At 71.8% G+C, this 16,762-nt stretch carries 18 protein-coding genes; 3 read left to right on the forward strand and 15 right to left on the reverse strand.

Annotated features, from left to right (window positions below; genetic code table 11):
- Positions 1-4: 4 nt before the first annotated feature.
- The 4 genes from nusB to CR938_RS03605 all read right to left on the reverse strand — a co-directional run bounded on the left by nusB (position 5) and on the right by CR938_RS03605 (position 2,717).
- A complete protein-coding gene (gene nusB, locus CR938_RS03590) occupies positions 5-478 on the reverse strand; it encodes a transcription antitermination factor NusB (RefSeq protein ID WP_162123700.1) in 474 nt (157 codons plus the stop codon).
- The gene (gene ribH / locus CR938_RS03595; protein WP_162123701.1) at positions 475-942 is read right to left on the reverse strand and encodes a 6,7-dimethyl-8-ribityllumazine synthase; all 468 of its coding nucleotides are present in this window, start codon (positions 940-942) and stop codon (positions 475-477) included. The genes nusB and ribH overlap by 4 nt, the downstream gene beginning before the upstream one ends.
- 72 nt (positions 943-1,014) lie before the next feature.
- Entirely contained in the window at positions 1,015-2,115 is a 1,101-nt protein-coding gene (ribB, locus tag CR938_RS03600; protein WP_162123702.1) for a 3,4-dihydroxy-2-butanone-4-phosphate synthase, read from the reverse strand.
- Positions 2,112-2,717 (reverse strand): riboflavin synthase, encoded by a 606-nt coding sequence (locus CR938_RS03605; protein ID WP_162123703.1) that lies wholly within the window; start codon positions 2,715-2,717, stop codon positions 2,112-2,114. The genes ribB and CR938_RS03605 overlap by 4 nt, the downstream gene beginning before the upstream one ends.
- A gap of 474 nt (positions 2,718-3,191) precedes the next feature.
- Here CR938_RS03605 and CR938_RS03610 point away from each other — a divergent pair, with 474 nt between their 5' ends.
- Positions 3,192-3,812: a hypothetical protein gene (locus tag CR938_RS03610; protein ID WP_162123704.1), complete on the forward strand. Its 621-nt coding sequence runs from the start codon at positions 3,192-3,194 to the stop codon at positions 3,810-3,812.
- A gap of 51 nt (positions 3,813-3,863) precedes the next feature.
- On the opposite strand, the gene ribD is transcribed toward CR938_RS03610, so the two are convergent.
- From ribD to glyA, 4 genes are all read right to left on the reverse strand, one after another.
- Positions 3,864-4,946, reverse strand: coding sequence for a bifunctional diaminohydroxyphosphoribosylaminopyrimidine deaminase/5-amino-6-(5-phosphoribosylamino)uracil reductase RibD (ribD, locus tag CR938_RS03615; protein ID WP_211365166.1), 1,083 nt, complete (start codon positions 4,944-4,946; stop codon positions 3,864-3,866).
- Complete coding sequence (locus CR938_RS03620) at positions 4,943-5,419, reverse strand: GNAT family N-acetyltransferase (protein ID WP_162123718.1); 477 nt, start codon at positions 5,417-5,419, stop codon at positions 4,943-4,945. The genes ribD and CR938_RS03620 overlap by 4 nt, the downstream gene beginning before the upstream one ends.
- A 7-nt stretch (positions 5,420-5,426) precedes the next feature.
- Positions 5,427-5,966 carry a transcriptional regulator NrdR gene (nrdR, locus tag CR938_RS03625; protein ID WP_162123705.1) on the reverse strand — a complete coding sequence of 180 codons (540 nt, stop codon included), beginning with the start codon at positions 5,964-5,966 and terminating at the stop codon, positions 5,427-5,429.
- Between the two features lie 78 nt (positions 5,967-6,044).
- Positions 6,045-7,313, reverse strand: coding sequence for a serine hydroxymethyltransferase (gene glyA / locus CR938_RS03630; RefSeq protein WP_162123706.1), 1,269 nt, complete (start codon positions 7,311-7,313; stop codon positions 6,045-6,047).
- A 234-nt stretch (positions 7,314-7,547) separates the two neighbouring features.
- On the opposite strand from glyA, the gene ettA reads away from it, so the two are divergent.
- Together ettA and CR938_RS03640 are read left to right on the forward strand one after the other, a co-directional pair.
- Positions 7,548-9,212, forward strand: coding sequence for an energy-dependent translational throttle protein EttA (gene ettA, locus CR938_RS03635; RefSeq protein ID WP_162123707.1), 1,665 nt, complete (start codon positions 7,548-7,550; stop codon positions 9,210-9,212).
- A gap of 64 nt (positions 9,213-9,276) precedes the next feature.
- Positions 9,277-10,593 (forward strand): NCS2 family permease, encoded by a 1,317-nt coding sequence (locus CR938_RS03640; protein WP_162123708.1) that lies wholly within the window; start codon positions 9,277-9,279, stop codon positions 10,591-10,593.
- A 19-nt stretch (positions 10,594-10,612) separates the two neighbouring features.
- Here CR938_RS03640 and CR938_RS03645 read toward each other — a convergent pair whose 3' ends face one another.
- The 7 genes from CR938_RS03645 to CR938_RS03675 form a co-directional block, all read right to left on the reverse strand.
- Positions 10,613-11,710: an alpha/beta fold hydrolase gene (locus CR938_RS03645; RefSeq protein ID WP_162123709.1), complete on the reverse strand. Its 1,098-nt coding sequence runs from the start codon at positions 11,708-11,710 to the stop codon at positions 10,613-10,615.
- A 58-nt stretch (positions 11,711-11,768) separates the two neighbouring features.
- Positions 11,769-12,296 (reverse strand): peptide deformylase, encoded by a 528-nt coding sequence (gene def, locus CR938_RS03650; protein WP_162123710.1) that lies wholly within the window; start codon positions 12,294-12,296, stop codon positions 11,769-11,771.
- A 59-nt stretch (positions 12,297-12,355) separates the two neighbouring features.
- Positions 12,356-13,054: a DUF6445 family protein gene (locus CR938_RS03655; protein ID WP_162123711.1), complete on the reverse strand. Its 699-nt coding sequence runs from the start codon at positions 13,052-13,054 to the stop codon at positions 12,356-12,358.
- A gap of 2 nt (positions 13,055-13,056) precedes the next feature.
- Positions 13,057-14,649 (reverse strand): tryptophan halogenase family protein, encoded by a 1,593-nt coding sequence (locus tag CR938_RS03660; protein WP_162123712.1) that lies wholly within the window; start codon positions 14,647-14,649, stop codon positions 13,057-13,059.
- 69 nt (positions 14,650-14,718) lie between these two features.
- The gene (locus CR938_RS03665; RefSeq protein WP_162123713.1) at positions 14,719-15,741 is read right to left on the reverse strand and encodes a cupin-like domain-containing protein; all 1,023 of its coding nucleotides are present in this window, start codon (positions 15,739-15,741) and stop codon (positions 14,719-14,721) included.
- Positions 15,742-15,746: 5 nt separating this feature from the next.
- Positions 15,747-16,505, reverse strand: coding sequence for a SapC family protein (locus CR938_RS03670; RefSeq protein WP_162123714.1), 759 nt, complete (start codon positions 16,503-16,505; stop codon positions 15,747-15,749).
- 136 nt (positions 16,506-16,641) lie between these two features.
- On the reverse strand, positions 16,642-16,762 hold a 121-nt coding region (locus CR938_RS03675), incomplete at its 5' end, for a transposase (RefSeq protein WP_149860985.1).

A 16,762-nucleotide genomic window follows, 5' to 3' on the forward strand; every position in this document is an offset into this window, starting at 1 on the left:
CCGCTCAGCGCCCGCCGTTGCGCGCGGCCTGCACCTCGGCGGCGCGCCACTGCGCGCTGGCGCGGTCGAGCACGCCGTTGACGTAGGTGTGGCCGTGCTCGGAGCCGAAGCGCTTGGCGGTCTCGATGGCCTCGTTGATGACCACGCGGTACGGCACGTCCAGGCGGTGCAGCAGCTCGTAGGCGGCCACGCGCAGCACCGCGCGTTCGATGGCGTCCACCTCCTCCACGGCGCGGTCCAGGTGCGGGGCCAGGGCTTCGTCCAGGCTGGCGCGGCGGGTCAGCACGCCGGTCACCAGGTCCTCGAAGTAGGCCAGGTCGGCCACCTCGTGCGCCTGCTCGTGGGCGAACTGGGCGATCACCTGCTGCGGGGTGCCGCCGGAAATCTGCCAGGCGTAGATGGCCTGCAGGGCGCGGCGGCGGGCGCGGGCGCGCAGGACCGGATCGACGCCGGTGCGGTTGCGGAACGAACGGCTCATGGGAGGCGCTCCAGCAGGTTGACCATTTCCAGCGCGGCCATCGCCGCTTCCTCGCCCTTGTTGCCGTGGCTGCCACCGGCGCGGGCCTCGGCGTCCTCGAAGCGCTCCACCGCCAGCACGCCGTTGAGCACCGGCACCCCGGTGTCCAGGGCCACGCGCATCAGGCCCTCGGCGCACAGGTCGGCCACGTGCTCGTAGTGGCGGGTGTCGCCGCGCACCACGCAGCCGAGCGCGATCAGCGCGGCGTGGCCGCCGGCGGCGGCCAGGCGGCGCGCGACCATCGGCAGCTCCCAGGCGCCGGGCACGCGCACCACGTCCACCGCCGCTTCCGGCACGCCGTTGTCGGCCAGGCAGCGGCGCGCGCCGGCGACCAGGGCGTCGGTGATGCGCGCGTTCCAGCGGCTGGCGAGGATGGCGAAGCGGGCGCCGGCCGGCAGGCGGAGATCACCTTCGTAAAGGGGCATGGGATCGGGGATTGTCGGGGTCGCACAGTTTACCGGACGCGGGGCCGCCGGGCCGGTGGGGCCGGCCGGCGGTCACGGGGCCAGGTATTCGACGACTTCCAGGCCGAAACCGGACAGGCCCACCTGGCGGCGCGGCGTACCCAGCACACGCAGCCTGCGCAGGCCCAGGTCGGCCAGGATCTGCGCTCCGGCGCCGTTGCGCCGCCACTGGCCCACGTCCTTGTCCTTGTGCCCGGCGCGCGGCTCCGGCTGCTCGCGCAGGCGGGCCAGCAGCGCCTCGCTGTCGCGCGGGGCCGAGAGCACCACCATCACGCCTTCGCCCTCGGCGGCGATGGCGCGCAGCGCGTCGGTGGCGGCCACGCCGAAGTCCTCGCGCCGCCAGTGCAGCAGGTCGGCCAGGGGATTCTCCACCTGCACGCGCACCAGGGTCGGCCGCTGCCCGTCCGGGTTGCCGCGCACCAGGGCGAAGTGCAGCTCGTGGGCGATGCGGTCGCGGTAGGTGACCAGGCGGAACGGGCCGAACTCGGTCTGGATGTCGCGTTCATCCACCCGTTCGACGGTGTGCTCGGTGGCCAGGCGCCAGGCGATCAGGTCGGCGATGGAGCCGATCTTCAGCCCGTGCTCGCGGGCGAAGGCCTCCAGCTGCGGGCGCCGTGCCATGGTGCCGTCGGGATTGAGGATCTCCACCAGCACGCCGGCCGGCTCCAGGCCGGCCAGGCGCGGCAGGTCGGAGGCCGCCTCGGTGTGGCCGGCACGGGTCAGCACGCCGCCCGGCTGGGCGATCAGCGGGAAGATGTGGCCCGGCTGCGACAGGTCGGAAGGCTTGGCATCAGGCTTGACCGCGGTGCGGATGGTGTGGGCGCGGTCGTAGGCGGAGATGCCGGTGGTCACGCCCTCGGCCGCCTCGATGGAGACGGTGAAGTTGGTCTGGAACTGGGCGGTGTTGTGCCAGACCATCGGCGCCAGGCCGAGCTGGTTGGCGCGCTCGCGGGTGATGCTCAGGCACACCAGGCCGCGGGCGTGGGTGACCATGAAGTTGATGTCGGCCGGGCGGACCAGCTCGGCGGCCATGATCAGGTCGCCCTCGTTCTCGCGGTCCTCGTCGTCCACGATCACGACCATGCGGCCGGCGCGGATCTCCTCCAGCAGCTCGGGGATGGGCGCAAAGCTCATGCCTGCACCTCCCGCGCGGCCAGCAGGCGCTCAACATAGCGGGCCACCAGGTCCACCTCCAGGTTGACCGGCTCGCCCACGCCGATGTGGGCGAAGCGGGTGTGGGCCACGGTGTGCGGGATCAGCGCCACCTCGAAGCCCTCCCCGTCCACGGCGTTGACGGTCAGGCTCACCCCGTCCACGCAGATCGAGCCCTTCTTCGCGATGTACTTCAGCAGGTGCGCGGGCGCGGCGAAGCGCCAGCGCTGGGCGCGCGCGTCCGGTTCGATGGCCAGCACGCGGCCGATGCCGTCCACGTGGCCGCTGACCAGATGGCCGCCGAGGCGGTCGGTCGGACGCATGGCCCGCTCCAGGTTGAGCATTGCGTCGGACTCCAGGGTGCCGAGCGTGGTCAGGGCCAGGGTCTCGTTGGAGGCGTCGGCCTGGAACGAGGCCGCGTCGAAGGCGACCACGGTCAGGCACACGCCGTTGACGGCGATGCTCTCGCCGAGGGAGACATGGTCGAACGGGAGGCTGCCGACCTGGAAGGTGAAGCGGACATCGCCACCGCGCGCCTCGCGCGCGGTCAGGCGGCCGACGCCCTCGATGATGCCGGTGAACATCAGCGCACCTCCCGGGACGGAGGCAGGAAAGCGGTGTTGCAGAAGGAGGGCATGTCGCGTTTCTCGCAGGAGTGGAAGCGAAAAACGCCCCAAGGCACGAGCCGCCGCCGGTCCGCATGCGGACCGGGTGGTGGCCATCTTCTTCCATCCGGACTGTGGGGCGCGCGGCAGGCCGCGTGCCCGGACCGTCGGCTCCGGCTTTGGACCGGATCTGCTGACCTCCCGCGTAGCGGGAGCGCTCGCGGGCTCGCGCGGGCCGGCGATGCCGGGACCGCGCCTACCGCCGGTGGGGAATTCCACCCCGCCCTGAAGACGTTCGGTTCTGCCGGGAGACCCGGCGGGCGGATTCTACACCGCCGCACCGGCACGTCCGGAACCGTTCATAAAGATCCCGTTAATCTGCGTGCGCACGATCACGGTTGATCGTGCGGCTTCCGCGGAACGGAAGCCATACACGGAACAGGAGACAGAAATATGCGCAAGCTGGTTGCAGCCCTGATGCTGGCCGCCACGCCCTTCGCCACCGCGGTGGCCGGGGACATGAGCTACACCTACGTCGAAGCCGGTTGGACCGAGGTCAAGATCGACGACGACTGGCTGGACGACCCCAAGGGGGACGGCGCCTACATCCGCGGCTCCTATGCCATTGCCGACCAGGTCTACCTGTTCGGTGGCTACGCCGAGGTGTCCAAGACCTACCGCCTGGCGCCGGGCCGCGTGAAGTTCGAGCTGGCCCAGCCGGAGTTCGGCATCGGCTGGCACCAGGGCTTCACCGACCGCCTGGACTTCACCGCCGACCTGGCCTGGGTGCGCCTGAACGGAAAGGTCCGCCTGTCCGGCATCGCCGACCCGGTCGACCTCGTGGACGAGCACGTCACCGCCGGCCGTGCCACCGTCGGCCTGCGCGGCAAGCCTTCGGCGCACACGGAGCTGTGGGCCAAGGCCGGCTACCTGGACGGCAGCGACCTGGACGGCGAGTGGCTCGGCAGCCTGGGCCTGCAGGTGAACCTCAACCGCACCTGGGGCCTGGTCGGCGAGATCGAGGCCTACGAGGACGTCACCCGCTACAACCTGGGCGTGCGCGCCAGCTTCTGAGGCCGGCCGCCACCCGCCACCGGACGGGCCCTGCGGGGCCCGTCCGCGTTTTCAGGCCTGCGGCCGCAGCAGCAGGCGCCGGTCCTCGCCCAGACGCGCCTCGTCCATCAGGCGGAAGCGCAGGCGCCCGGCCATGGAGCCGATGCCCAGCCCGGCGAACAGCGGCCGCGCCGCATCGCCCAGCAGCAGCGGCGCCTGGTACAGCAGCAGCTCGTCCACCAGGCCGGCGCGCAGCAGGGCGCCGCACAGCACGGGGCCGGCCTCGACCTGGACCTCGTTGATGCCACGCTCGCCCAGCAGGCGCAGCGCCACCTCCAGGTCCAGATGGCCGTCGCGCAGCGGCACGGCGGCGAACTCCGCCTGCAGCCCGGCCGGCGGCACCACGTCCGGCGCGTGCAGGTACAGGGTGGGCGCGGCGCCGTCGCGCACCCGCGCACGCGCCAGGCTGCGCAGGCGCGAGTCCACCACCACGCGCAGCGGCGGCACCACCTCGGCCTGCACCCGCGCGGTCAGCGCCGGGTCGTCGGCCAGCACGGTGTCCGCGCCGGTGAGGATGGCGCCGCTGCGGGCGCGCCAGTGCTGCACGTCGGCACGGGCCTGCTCGCCGGTGATCCACTTCGACTCGCCGCTGGCCAGGGCGGTGCGCCCGTCCAGGCTGGCCGCCAGCTTCACCCGCAGCCACGGCCGGCCGCGCTGCACCCGCGCCAGGAAGCCGCGGTTGAGCTCGCGCGCCTGCGCCTCCAGCAGGCCGGAGGCCACCTCGACGCCGGCCGCGCGCAGGCGGGCGAACCCGGCCCCGTCCACCTGCGGGACCGGGTCGCGCACGGCCGCCACCACCCGCGCCACGCCGGCCGCGACCAGGGCATCGGCGCACGGCGGGGTGCGGCCGTGGTGGGCGCACGGCTCCAGGGTGACGTAGACGGTGGCGCCCCGCGCGGCCTCGCCGGCCTGGCGCAGGGCGAACACCTCCGCGTGCGGCTCGCCGGCGCGCGGGTGCCAGCCCTCGCCCACCACCCGGCCGTCGCGCGCGATCACGCAGCCGACCGCGGGATTGGGACGGGCGGTGTACAGGCCGCGTTCGGCCAGCTCCAGGGCGCGCGCCATGCAGGCGTGGTCGAAGGCGTCGAAGCTCATGCGTGTTCCAGGCAGTCGGTGGCCAGCACGTGCACCAGCAGCGGCCCGAGCCGCAGCACCTCGTGTTCGCGCCAGCCCAGGCCACGGTACCAGACGGCCATGTCGGAGGCGCAGTACAGGTAGAGGGTCCGCGTCCCCAGGGCGCCGGCCTCGGCCACGGCGCGCGCCACCAGGGCACGGCCGACGCCGCGGCCGCGCGCCTCCGGGCGCACGTACAGACTGGCCAGCCAGGGCGAATACTGCGGGATGTCCGGGTGGTCCTCGGCCAGCAGGCTCACCGAACCGAGCCAGCCGCCGCCCCCGTCCAGCGCCACCAGGGTGGACGGGATCGTCGCCGGGCGGTCGTGCGAGCGCAGCTCGGCCAACGCCTCGGCCACGGTCCAGTCCGGCAGCAGCGCCCCGAAGGCCGCGACGTGGGCCCGCGCCAGCGCGGCGGCATGCCGCGGATGCGCGCTGAGCCAGTCGATGCGCACCGGACACTCAGCGTTTGCGCTGGCGCTCGCCGTGCGGCTCCAGCGGCACCACCTCGGCGCCCTGCAGCAGCGGCAGCTGGCCGGCAGCCGGCGGCAGCTCGCGCTCCAGCTTCTCGATCTCCTCGCGGAAGTCGGCCACGTCCTGGAAGCTGCGGTAGACCGAGGCGAAGCGCACGTAGCCCACGTGGTCCAGCTTGCGCAGCTGCTCCATGACGAACTCGCCGATCCGGCGCGAGGGCAGCTCGCGCTCGCCGCTCATGCGCGCGGCGTGCACCACCGCGCGCACCGCCGCCTCGATCTGCTCCTCGGACACCGGCCGCTTCTGCAGCGCGCGGTCGAAGCCCACCCGCACCTTGCGCGCGTCGAAGGCCTCGCGGCTGCCGTCGTTCTTGATGATGGCCGGCAGCTTCAGCTCCACCGTCTCCAGGGTGCTGAAGCGTTCGCCGCAGGCCTCGCACTCGCGGCGGCGGCGGATGGTGGCGCCGTCGTCGGACACGCGCGAGTCGATCACGCGGGTTTCGCTGTGCTGGCAGTAGGGACAATGCATGGCGGCGCTCCGTTTTGCGCTGGCGGTCCGCCGGCCGGCGGCCGGCGGACCTGGCCCGCCGGCGCGTTCCGGCCGCGGTCAGCCGTAGACCGGGTACTTCCGGCACTGCGCGGTGACCTGCTCGCGCACGCGCGCGATCACCGCCTCGTCGTTGGGGTTGTCGAGCACGTCGGCGATCCAGTGGGCCAGCTCGACGCAGTCGGCCTCGGTGTAGCCGCGGGTGGTCACCGCCGGGGTACCCAGGCGCAGGCCCGAGGTCACGAACGGCGAGCGCGGGTCGTTGGGCACCGAGTTCTTGTTGACGGTGATGTGGGCGCGGCCCAGGGCGGCCTCGGCGTCCTTGCCGGACACCTCCCTGCCGATCATGTCCACCAGCATCAGGTGGTTGTCGGTGCCCCCGGAGACGATCCTGTAGCCGCGCTCGACCAGGGTGCGGGCCATGGCCCGGGCGTTCTTCACCACCTGCTGCTGGTAGGCCTTGAACTCCGGCTCCAGCGCCTCCTTGAAGGCCACCGCCTTGGCCGCGATCACATGCATCAGCGGGCCACCCTGGATGCCCGGGAAGACGATGCTCTGCAGCTTCTTCTCGATCTCCTCGAAGGCCTCGCCGGCCCCCTGGCGGCTGACCAGGATGATGCCGCCGCGCGGGCCGCGCAGGGTCTTGTGGGTGGTGGAGGTGACCACGTGGGCGTGCGGCAGCGGGCTCGGGTACACCCCGGCGGCCACCAGGCCGGCCACGTGGGCCATGTCCACGAACAGGTACGCGCCGACCTTGTCGGCGATGGCACGGAAGCGCGCCCAGTCGACCACGCGCGAGTAGGCCGAGAAGCCGGCCACCACCATCTTCGGCTTGTGCTCCACGGCCAGGCGCTCGACCTCGTCGTAGTCGATCAGGCCCTGGTCGTTGACCCCGTACTGGACGGCGTTGAACAGCTTGCCCGAGGCGTTGACCCTGGCACCGTGGGTCAGGTGGCCGCCGTGGGCCAGGGACATGCCCAGGATCGTGTCGCCCGGCTGCAGCAGGGCGAAGTACACGGCCTGGTTGGCCTGGGAGCCGGAGTGCGGCTGCACGTTGGCGTAGTCGGCGCCGAACAGCTGCCTGGCGCGGTCGATGGCCAGCTGCTCGGCCACGTCCACGTACTCGCAGCCGCCGTAGTAGCGCTTGCGCGGGTAGCCCTCGGCGTACTTGTTGGTCAGCACGCTGCCCTGCGCCTCCATCACCCGGGGGCTGGCGTAGTTCTCGCTCGCGATCAGCTCGACGTGGTCCTCCTGGCGGCGCCGCTCGGCGGCGATGGCCTGGGCCAGTTCGGGGTCGTAGGTTTCGATGCGGGCGTCGCGCGGGAACATCGGTCACTCCGGGGAGGATGGGGCAAGCTGCTGATTGTAAGGCCCGGCCCGCCCGGCCGCCGCATCGCCGGGCGGGCCGGGGGCGGCGCCTGAATCCGGGCCGCCCCCGCCCCGCCCGGTGCCCCCGGAAGCCGGGCACCTCCGCGGGAAGGGGCTATAATCGCGGGCTATCCCTCATTCCTACCTTGCCGGCCCGCTGGCACGGGCCGGCCGGACGCGCGCCAGGAGTCTGCCTTGTCCTCGCAATACATCTACACCATGAACCGGGTGTCCAAGGTGATCCCGCCCAAGCGGCAGATCATCAAGGACATCTCGCTGAGCTTCTTCCCGGGCGCCAAGATCGGCCTGCTGGGCCTCAACGGCGCCGGCAAGTCCACCGTGCTGCGGATCATGGCCGGCGTGGACACCGACTACGAAGGCGAGGCCCGCCCGCAGCCCGGCATCAAGATCGGCTACCTGCCGCAGGAGCCGCAGCTCAACCCCGAGCACACCGTGCGCCAGGCGGTGGAGGAAGGCGTGGGCGAGATCCTGCAGGCGCAGAAGCGCCTGGAGGAGGTCTACGCCGCCTACGCCGAGGAAGGCGCCGACTTCGACGCCCTGGCCAGGGAGCAGGAGCGCCTGGAGGCGATCCTGGCCTCCGGCGACGCCCACACCCTCGAGCAGCAGCTGGAGGTCGCCGCCGACGCCCTGCGCCTGCCGCCGTGGGACGCGAAGATCGCCCACCTGTCCGGCGGCGAGAAGCGCCGCGTGGCGCTGTGCCGCCTGCTGCTGTCCAAGCCGGACATGCTGCTGCTGGACGAGCCGACCAACCACCTGGACGCCGAGTCGGTGGAGTGGCTGGAGCAGTTCCTGCAGCGCTACCCAGGCACCGTGGTGGCCGTGACCCACGACCGCTACTTCCTGGACAACGCCGCCGAGTGGATCCTGGAGCTGGACCGCGGCCGCGGCATCCCCTGGAAGGGCAACTACACCGAGTGGCTCAAGCAGAAGGAAGAGCGCCTGCGCCAGGAGGAGAACCAGGAGAAGGCGCGCCAGAAGGCCATCGCCCGCGAGCTGGAGTGGGCCCGGCAGAACGCCAAGGGCGGCCGCTCCAAGGGCAAGGCGCGCCTGGCCCGCCTGGAGGAGCTGCAGAGCATCGAGTACCAGAAGCGCAACGAGACCAACGAGATCTTCATCCCGCCCGGCGAGCGCCTGGGCAACAACGTGATCGAGTTCCGCAATGTCTCCAAGCGCTTCGGCGACCGCCTGCTGATCGACGACCTGAGCTTCATCGTGCCGCCGGGCGCGATCGTCGGCATCATCGGCCCGAACGGCGCCGGCAAGTCCACGCTGTTCAAGATGATCACCGGCCAGGAAAAGCCGGACTCGGGCGAGATCATCATCGGCCCGACGGTGAAGCTGGCCTACGTGGACCAGAGCCGCGACGCGCTGGACCCGGACAAGACCGTGTTCGAGGAGGTGTCCGGCGGCCTGGACATCCTCAACATCAACGGCATCGAGATCCAGTCGCGCGCCTACATCGGCCGCTTCAACTTCAAGGGCCCGGACCAGCAGAAGCGCGTCGGCTCGCTGTCCGGCGGCGAGCGCGGCCGCCTGCATATGGCCAAGACCCTGCTGCAGGGCGGCAACGTGCTGCTGCTGGACGAGCCGTCCAACGACCTGGACGTGGAGACCCTGCGCGCCCTGGAGGACGCCCTGCTGGAGTTCCCGGGCAACGCCTTCGTGATCTCCCACGACCGCTGGTTCCTGGACCGCATCGCCACGCACATCCTCGCCTTCGAGGGCGACTCGCACGTGGAGTTCTTCCAGGGCAACTACCGCGAGTACGAGGAGGACAAGAAGCGCCGCCTCGGCGACGACGCCGGTCCCAAGCGCCTGCGCTTCAAGGCCCTGAAGTAAGCTGCCACCGGCCGCCCCGCGCGGCCGGTGCCTTTTCCAGCCCCCGCCGCGTCCGGAGGCCGCCATGTCCCTGCCCGAACGCCTGTTCAAGCTGCGCGAGCACGGCACCAGCGTGCGCACCGAGCTGCTGGCAGGCCTGACCACCTTCCTGACGATGTCCTACATCGTCTTCGTCAATCCGGCGATCCTGGCCACCACCGGCATGGACGCCGGCGCGGTGTTCGTCGCCACCTGCCTGGCCGCGGCGCTGGGCTCGGCGGTGATGGGGCTGGCGGCCAACTTCCCGGTGGGCATGGCCCCCGGCATGGGCCTCAACGCCTTCTTCGCCTTCACCGTGGTCGGCGCCGCCGGCCTGCCCTGGGAACAGGCGCTGGCCGCGGTGCTGCTGTCGGGCGTCGTGTTCCTGCTGCTGACCGTGACCGGTGTGCGGCGCTGGCTGGTGGACGGCATCCCGGCCTCGCTGCGCAGCGCCATCGTCGCCGGCATCGGCCTGTTCCTGGCCATCATCGCCCTGCAGAAGTCCGGGGTGGTGGTCGCCGACCCGGACACCCTGGTGCGCCTGGGCGCGATGACCGCGCCCGAGCCGCTGCTGGCCCTCGGCGGCTTCCTGCTGATCGCCATCCTCGAGGCGCGCGGCGTGCGCGGCGCGATCCTGGCGGGCATCCTCGCGGTCACCGCCCTGGCCTGGGCGCTGGGACTGGTGCAGTGGAACGGCCTGGTCTCGCTGCCGCCCAGCCTGGCCCCCACCTTCCTCAAGCTGGACCTGCCCGGCCTGCTGCACTGGGAGGAGGGCTCCGGCTGGTCGGTGCTGCTGCACGTGGTGCTGGTGTTCGTGCTGGTGGAGGTGTTCGACGCCACCGGCACCCTGTACGGCGTGGCCGGCCGCGCCGGCCTGCTGCGGCTGCCGGACGGCCGCCGGCGCTTCGGCCGCGCCCTGCTGGCCGACAGCACCGCGATCCTGGCCGGCTCGCTGCTGGGCACCAGCTCCACCACCGCCTACGCCGAGAGCGCCTCCGGCGTGCAGGCCGGCGGCCGCACCGGCCTGGTCGCGCTGGTGGTGGCCGCGCTGTTCCTGGCCGCGCTGCTGTTCTCGCCGCTGGCGGCGATGGTGCCGGCCTACGCCACCGCGCCGGCGCTGCTGTACGTGGCCGGGCTGATGCTGCGCGAGCTGGTGGAGGTGCAGTGGAGCGAGCTGACCGAGGCGGTGCCGGCGGCGCTGTGCGCCCTGGCCATGCCCTTCACCTACTCCATCGCCAACGGCCTGGCCTTCGGCTTCATCGCCTACGCGGTGCTCAAGGCCGGCACCGGCCGCTGGCGGCAGGTGCACCCGGCGGTGTGGCTGGTGGCCGGGCTGTTCGCGCTGCGCTACGCCCTGGCCTGAGGCCGGGACACGCCCGCGCCTAGTCCTCCAGCGCCAGCGGGCGCACGTGCTCCAGCAGGCTGACCAGGGTCTTGCCCGGCTCCTCCCACGGGATCATGTGCGCCGAGTGCTCGAACCACACCCCGCGCTTGTACGGCGCGCGCACCTGCTCCAGCCAGCGCGCGGTCGGCCCGGACGGCGTGGTGTAGTCGTGCCGGCCCATGAACATCACCACCGGCACCGGGAACTCCTGCACGCCGGTGAAATCCACCTGCAGGAACTCCGGCAGCAGCCGGTCCAGGGTGAACAGGCTGCCGGCGTCGATGGCCCGGGCCGCGGCCGCGTCGTACTCGGGCGAGAGCCGCCAGGCGCCGAAGTAGTACAGCGAGCTTTCGCGGAAGGCGCTCAGGCCACCGTAGAACTGCGGCCACTTGCGCGCGACGACGATGCGCTCGCGGGTGATCGGCGCATCACCCGGGTACGGAGCGATGGACTCCAGCTCGGCGAGGGCCTCGGTGTTGCCGTGCAGGCGCGCCTGCCGCAGGCCGTACTCGAAGCTCAGGCGCTCGTTCTCGCGGGTGTTGATCACCTGGCCGATGCCCACGTAGGCGTGGAACAGGTCCGGGCGCCGCAGCGCCGCGTGCATGCCCACCACCGTGCCCCAGCTGTGCCCGACCAGGACCAGCTTGCGCTTGCCGTAGCGCTGGCGCAGGTGCTCGGCCACCTCGATGGCGTCGTCCACGTAGCGCTGGATGCGGATGCTGTCGGCCACCGCGTCCGGATCGTTGTCCAGGAAGGTGCGGCCGGCGCCGCGCTGGTCCCACTGCACGACGGTGAAGTACTCCTCCAGCGGGCGCTGGAACTGCCACAGGCTGGGCGCGGCCGGCGAGGCCGGGCCGCCGTGCACGAACAGCAGCAGCGGGTTGGCGCGGTCCTGCCCGCGCACGTACAGCCACTGCTCGATGCCGCCGATGCGCACCTTGTACGACTCCTGCACGCCGTCCGGGCTGGTGATGCGCATCAGGTCGGCGACCACGGCGCGGGCGCGCAGGCAGTCGTCCGCCGGCGCAGGCGCCTGCGCCTGCACGGACAGGGCCGGGGCGAGCAGCAGGCACAGGCAGGCAAGCACTCTTCTCATGCGTTCTCCTCGGAATGGGAAGGGGAAACGCCAGCGTCGCGGCGTGGCGGAGGCCGCCTCAGCGGCGGTCGGCCAGCTCCGGGAACAGCACGTCGGTGAAGCCGAAGCTGGTGAAGTCGCGCATGCGCATCGGGTACAGGATGCCGTCCAGGTGGTCCACCTCGTGCTGCACCACGCGGGCGTGGAAGCCCTCGGCCACCCGCTCGATGCGGCGGCCCTCCACGTCGTAGCCGCTGTAGCGGATGCGGCGGATGCGTGGCACCTTCGCGCGCAGCCCGGGGATGGACAGGCAGCCTTCCCAGTCCTCCTCGACCTCGCCGGTCAGCGGCTCGATCGCCGGGTTGACCAGCACCGTGGGAGGCACCGGCGGGGCATGCGGATAGCGGCTGCTGTGCTCGAAGCCGAACACGATCACGCGCAGGCCGACGGCCACCTGCGGCGCGGCCAGGCCGACTCCGCCGGCCTGCTCCATGGTCTGCCACATGTCCTCGGCCAGGTCGCGCAGCTCGCCGGTGCCCATGTGCTCCACCGGCTCGGCCGCGCGCACCAGCACCGGCTCGCCCATCCTCACGATCTGGCGGATCACCGCATCCTCTCCCGTGCCCGTGTGCCCGGGCCAACGATAGCGCAAGCGGGCGCGGCGGTTCAGTCGAGCACGTCAATGAACGCGTTGACCGACAACCGCCCGGCCAGCGGGTCGGGCGGCGGCACGTTGCGGTTGTCGATGGTGGCCGAGTGCAGGCAGTTGCGCGGGTAGATGACGATGCGGTTGAACGCCGCCTCCACCTGGCCGATGCGCTCGAACATCGGCGTGTCCTCGCCGATGTAGCCCGGCCCCGGCGCGTCCGGCCCCTGCGCCTCGCGCTCCAGCTGGCCGAAGTAGGCCTCGTAGCGCTCCACGTCCACGTACTCGAAGCCGGTGGCGCGGTGCCGGTAGAAGGCGGTGCCGCCCCACGGGCCGCGGAACAGGTAGTGGACCAAGGCCAGGCCCTGGCGGGTGGTGGAGTCGATGTGCGGGATGCGCTGCAGGAAGGCCAGCTGCTCCGGCGGCCGGGTCACCAGCGAGTAGTGGCACATCGGGAAGGCGAAGCGGCCCGGCCGCAGGCCGAAGAAGTCCACCAGGTACGGCCGGACCAGCTTCTCCAGGAACACCTCGTACGAGGCTGGGGCGCGGGCGCGGATGCCGGGGAACATCGCCCCCTGCGGGGTGAACCGGCTGCGCGCGGCCTTGCGCACCAGCCGCTCCGGTTCCAGCACCGGCCCGTCGATGACCAGCAGCGGCGTGCCTTCCCGTCCGATCGACAGGCGCTGCACGCGCATCCGCGGGTTCAGGTCGATGATCACCCCTAGCCCACCGTGGACTTGCCGCGCATTTCCCAAACCGACGGGTCGGCCGGGCAGTAGCTGCGCAGGAACTCGTGGTGCGGCGGCATGGCCGCCACGAGCTGCTCGATCGGGCGGCGGATGGCCTCGAACAGCTTGCGCATGTCGGCGTCGGCCAGGCCGCGGGCCAGCGGGTGGTGGTTCTTCGGCACCACCCCCTGCCCGAGCATGCAGTGCGTCCAGGAGTCCAGGCGGAACAGCTCGTCCTCGCCCTGCCAGGCGTAGGCGGTGTCGCGGAACACCTGGATGCGGTTGGCGAGCGCGTCGGGGATGCGCATGTTGCGGCAGGCCTGCCACAGCGGCTCGTCGCGCTGGTTGAGGTGGTAGTGCAGGATGATGAAGTCGCGCACGTGCTCCAGCTCGGCCCGGCTGACCTGGTTGTAGCGCGCCACCACCGACTCGTCGATGCCGGTGTGCGGGAACATCTGCACCAGGCGGGTCACCGCGCTGAGGGTCAGGTGGATGCTGGTGGACTCCAGCGGCTCGATGAAGCTGGAGGCCAGGCCCAGGGCCACCACGTTCTTGTTCCACACCTGCAGGCGGCGGCCGGTGCGGAAGCGCACCACCCAGGGCTCGCGCACCAGGCGTGTGCCCGGATAGGCCGCCTTGAGCCTGGCCGCGGCCTCGTCGTCGGACATGTGCGCGCTGGAGAACACCCAGCCGCAGCCGACCCGGTGCTGCAGGGCGATGTGCCAGCGCCAGCCGGCCTGGTGGGCCACCGCTCGGGTATACGGCACCGGCGGGTCGTCCGTCTCCACCTGCATGGCCACCGCACGGTCGCAGGGCAGCCAGTTGTTCCAGTCCTCGTAGCCGGTGCCCAGGGCCTGGCCGATCAGCAGGGCGCGGAAGCCGGTGCAGTCGATGAACAGGTCCCCCTCCACGACCTGGCCGTCCTCCAGGACCAGGGCGCGGACGAAGCCGTTCTCCGGATCCTTGCGCACCTCGCGGATCTTGCCCTCGATGCGCACCAGGCCACGGCCCTCGCACTTGCGGCGCATGAAGGCGGCGTACAGCGCCGCATCGAAGTGGTAGGCGTAGCTGAGGTCCGAGCGCTCGAACGAGGTCGCCGGGCGGGTCCAGCGCATGGACCACTGCTGGGCGGCACCGCCGGGCGGCCCGAACAGGGCGAACCGGTCCTGGCGCGAGGCCACCGTTTCCAGGCAGTAGTCGCCCAGCTCCGACTTCACACCGCGGCGCAGGCTTTCCAGCCAGAACTGGTGGAAGTCGCACGACCAGGTGTTCATGCCGGTGGTGCCGAACGGGTGGAAGTAGCGGTCACCCGGCCGCTTCCAGTTCTCGAAGGAGATCGACAGCTTGAAGCTGCCGGCCACCGCGCTCATGAACTCGCGCTCGTCGATCTGCAGCAGGCGGTGGAAGGTGCGGATGGTGGGGATGGTGGATTCGCCCACGCCCACCGTACCGATCTCCTCCGACTCCACCAGCACCATCTCCAGCAGGTCGCGGAACTGGTGGGTCAGCGCGCAGGCGGTGACCCAGCCGGCGGTGCCGCCGCCGGCGATGACGACCTTGCGGATCCTCCCGTTTGCGTTCTCCAAGTCGGTTCCTCCCCTGGCCCCGGCGTACGCCGGACTGGACCTCCGCCGCGCCGGCCGGCGCGGCGCCCCTCAACGGTTGAGCTTCTGGATGAGCATGGCCCGCAGCTGGCGCGCACGGACCTCGTCGATCGGCCCGAGCAGGCCGCGCGCCTGCTCCGGCAGGTGCTCGCCGGCGCGCCCGGACGGGCCGAACACGTAGTACTCGAACACCTCGCGCCAGGCGCGCTTCTCGCGCTCGGGCCGGTCGCGGATGGCCCACATGGCGTGGTAGAGCGCGTGCATCGGCGTGGGGATCCAGGCCGGCATGCTGCCCCACCAGTAGTTCACCAGCACGGTGAACGGGGTCAGCCCCTGGACGTGGTGCCACCACATGCTGGGGATGAAGATGGCATCCCCCGGCTCCAGCTCCACGCTCTGCCCCGCCTCCAGCGCCTGGGCAAAGCGCGGGTAGCGGACCAGGTCCGGATGTTCGAAGTCCACCACGCTGATCGCCTGTCCGCCCGGCGTGGGATCCAGTGGGCCGGGGTAGAGGTTGGCGATCTGCTCCGGCGGGAACAGGGTGAAGCGGCGCCGTCCCACCGCGCAGCAGGCGATGTTGTCCGGCGCGTCGTAGTGGCACGAGGCGGTGACCCGGTTGCCGATCCAGATGGCCGGCGGCGCGTTCACGCCGTGCGCGGCCAGGTCCAGGTCGCTGTCGGCGCGCAGCCCGGGCAGGCAGTAGTCCACCGGCAGCGAGGCCACGTAGTAGGTGGGCGGGTTCGGTTCGTCCAGCAGCGCGGCCAGCTCGTCCAGCACCTGCTCCAGGCTGCCGCGCCGCACCTGGCAGTTCAGCGCGGTGAAGTCCTCGTTGTAGAACGGGCGGCCGGCGGTGGCCGGTTCGCCCCAGTTGTACTGCACCGGTCGGCCGTTGTAGTGGCGGCGCAGGTGGTCCATCGCCGCCTGCGGCGAGCGCAGGCCGGCCTGCACCAGGCCCCAGTCGCGCACCAGGCCCTTGAGCACGGTGGGCACGCCTTCCTCGAGCAGGCGCCGCAGCGGCAGCGTCTCCGGCCGGCAGCCCTCCAGCACGCGGACGGGGGCGAAACGCGCGTCCATGGTCCTCAGGCCACCAGGCCCTCCACCGGCAGGCCCGCCTCCTCGCGCAGGCGCCGCTGCTTCTCGGCGATCAGGTGACGCATGTTGTGCAGCGAGGCCAGCACCAGGTAGGCGCCCTCCAGCCAGCCGTCGCGGTGCAGGGCGTGCAGCCGGGCCGCGTCCAGCGCGGCCAGGCGCTCGCGATCGATGCCGTACAGCCCCTCCAGGCGCACGGCGTGGTCGTCGTCGAAGCGCACCTCCAGCGCCAACGGCTGGATCAGTTCGTGTTCCTGCAGCGCCGCGCACATCGCCGCGCCGGCCTGGACACCGGTGTGGATGCCGCGCAGCACGGTGATCACCCGCTCCAGGTAGGGGCTGTACCCGCCCTGCGGCAGGAACAGCGGATGGCCGTCGCCGTCGCGCAGGCGCGGGTGCTCCATGTCGATGTGGACCACCGGCTCGCTGTGCAGCTCGCCGGCCACCATCTGCTCCTGGAAGCCGATCAGGAACGGCCCGCGCGCGATCGCGCCGGGCAGGTAGCGCGCGTTCCAGCGGCCGTCGCGCAGGAACAGGTTCTCGCGCGGCGAGAAGCCCAGCAGCGCCACGGCGTGGAAGCTGCCGTCCTCGCCCTTGCGGAAGAAGATCGGATATTCGCGTTGCAGCTCGGCGAATTCGGTCGGGAACGCCTGCACCAGCCCCACGTCGTCGCCGTACTCCGGCCCGAACCGGGCGGACACCCGCAGGCCCTTGTGGGCGATGTTGTCGAGCATCTCGTAGCGGGGCATGGCGGTTCCGTGTAGTCGTCGTCCCCGGGGGAGGACACAGGCGGGTTGCGTGCCGCCTCCGTCCGACGGCCCGACCATATCGGCAGGCCGCGCCTTCGGCAAGCGGGGCCTCCCCGGGCCCTGGAAAAAAGGTTCTTCACCCAAGTCCGGGGAAGGCCGCCCGGATCTTCAGGAAGAAGTAGGCGTCGTCCCGGTAGCCGTAGGCCACCCGCTTGATGACCTTGATCTTGTTGTTGATGCCTTCGACCAGATTGGTT

The sequence above is a fragment of the Pseudoxanthomonas taiwanensis genome (assembly GCF_010093135.1).
Classification (GTDB): domain Bacteria; phylum Pseudomonadota; class Gammaproteobacteria; order Xanthomonadales; family Xanthomonadaceae; genus Pseudoxanthomonas; species Pseudoxanthomonas taiwanensis.

Bases quoted from the DNA above. Each gene is read 5' to 3' on its own strand.
- nusB (WP_162123700.1), bottom strand. From the start codon at position 478: ATGAGCCGTTCGTTCCGCAACCGCACCGGCGTCGATCCGGTCCTGCGC.
- ribH (WP_162123701.1), bottom strand. From the start codon at position 942: ATGCCCCTTTACGAAGGTGATCTCCGCCTGCCGGCCGGCGCCCGCTTC.
- ribB (WP_162123702.1), bottom strand. From the start codon at position 2,115: ATGAGCTTTGCGCCCATCCCCGAGCTGCTGGAGGAGATCCGCGCCGGC.
- CR938_RS03605 (WP_162123703.1), bottom strand. From the start codon at position 2,717: ATGTTCACCGGCATCATCGAGGGCGTCGGCCGCCTGACCGCGCGCGAG.
- CR938_RS03610 (WP_162123704.1), top strand. From the start codon at position 3,192: ATGCGCAAGCTGGTTGCAGCCCTGATGCTGGCCGCCACGCCCTTCGCC.
- ribD (WP_211365166.1), bottom strand. From the start codon at position 4,946: ATGAGCTTCGACGCCTTCGACCACGCCTGCATGGCGCGCGCCCTGGAG.
- nrdR (WP_162123705.1), bottom strand. From the start codon at position 5,966: ATGCATTGTCCCTACTGCCAGCACAGCGAAACCCGCGTGATCGACTCG.
- glyA (WP_162123706.1), bottom strand. From the start codon at position 7,313: ATGTTCCCGCGCGACGCCCGCATCGAAACCTACGACCCCGAACTGGCC.
- CR938_RS03640 (WP_162123708.1), top strand. From the start codon at position 9,277: ATGTCCCTGCCCGAACGCCTGTTCAAGCTGCGCGAGCACGGCACCAGC.
- CR938_RS03645 (WP_162123709.1), bottom strand. From the start codon at position 11,710: ATGAGAAGAGTGCTTGCCTGCCTGTGCCTGCTGCTCGCCCCGGCCCTG.
- CR938_RS03665 (WP_162123713.1), bottom strand. From the start codon at position 15,741: ATGGACGCGCGTTTCGCCCCCGTCCGCGTGCTGGAGGGCTGCCGGCCG.
- CR938_RS03670 (WP_162123714.1), bottom strand. From the start codon at position 16,505: ATGCCCCGCTACGAGATGCTCGACAACATCGCCCACAAGGGCCTGCGG.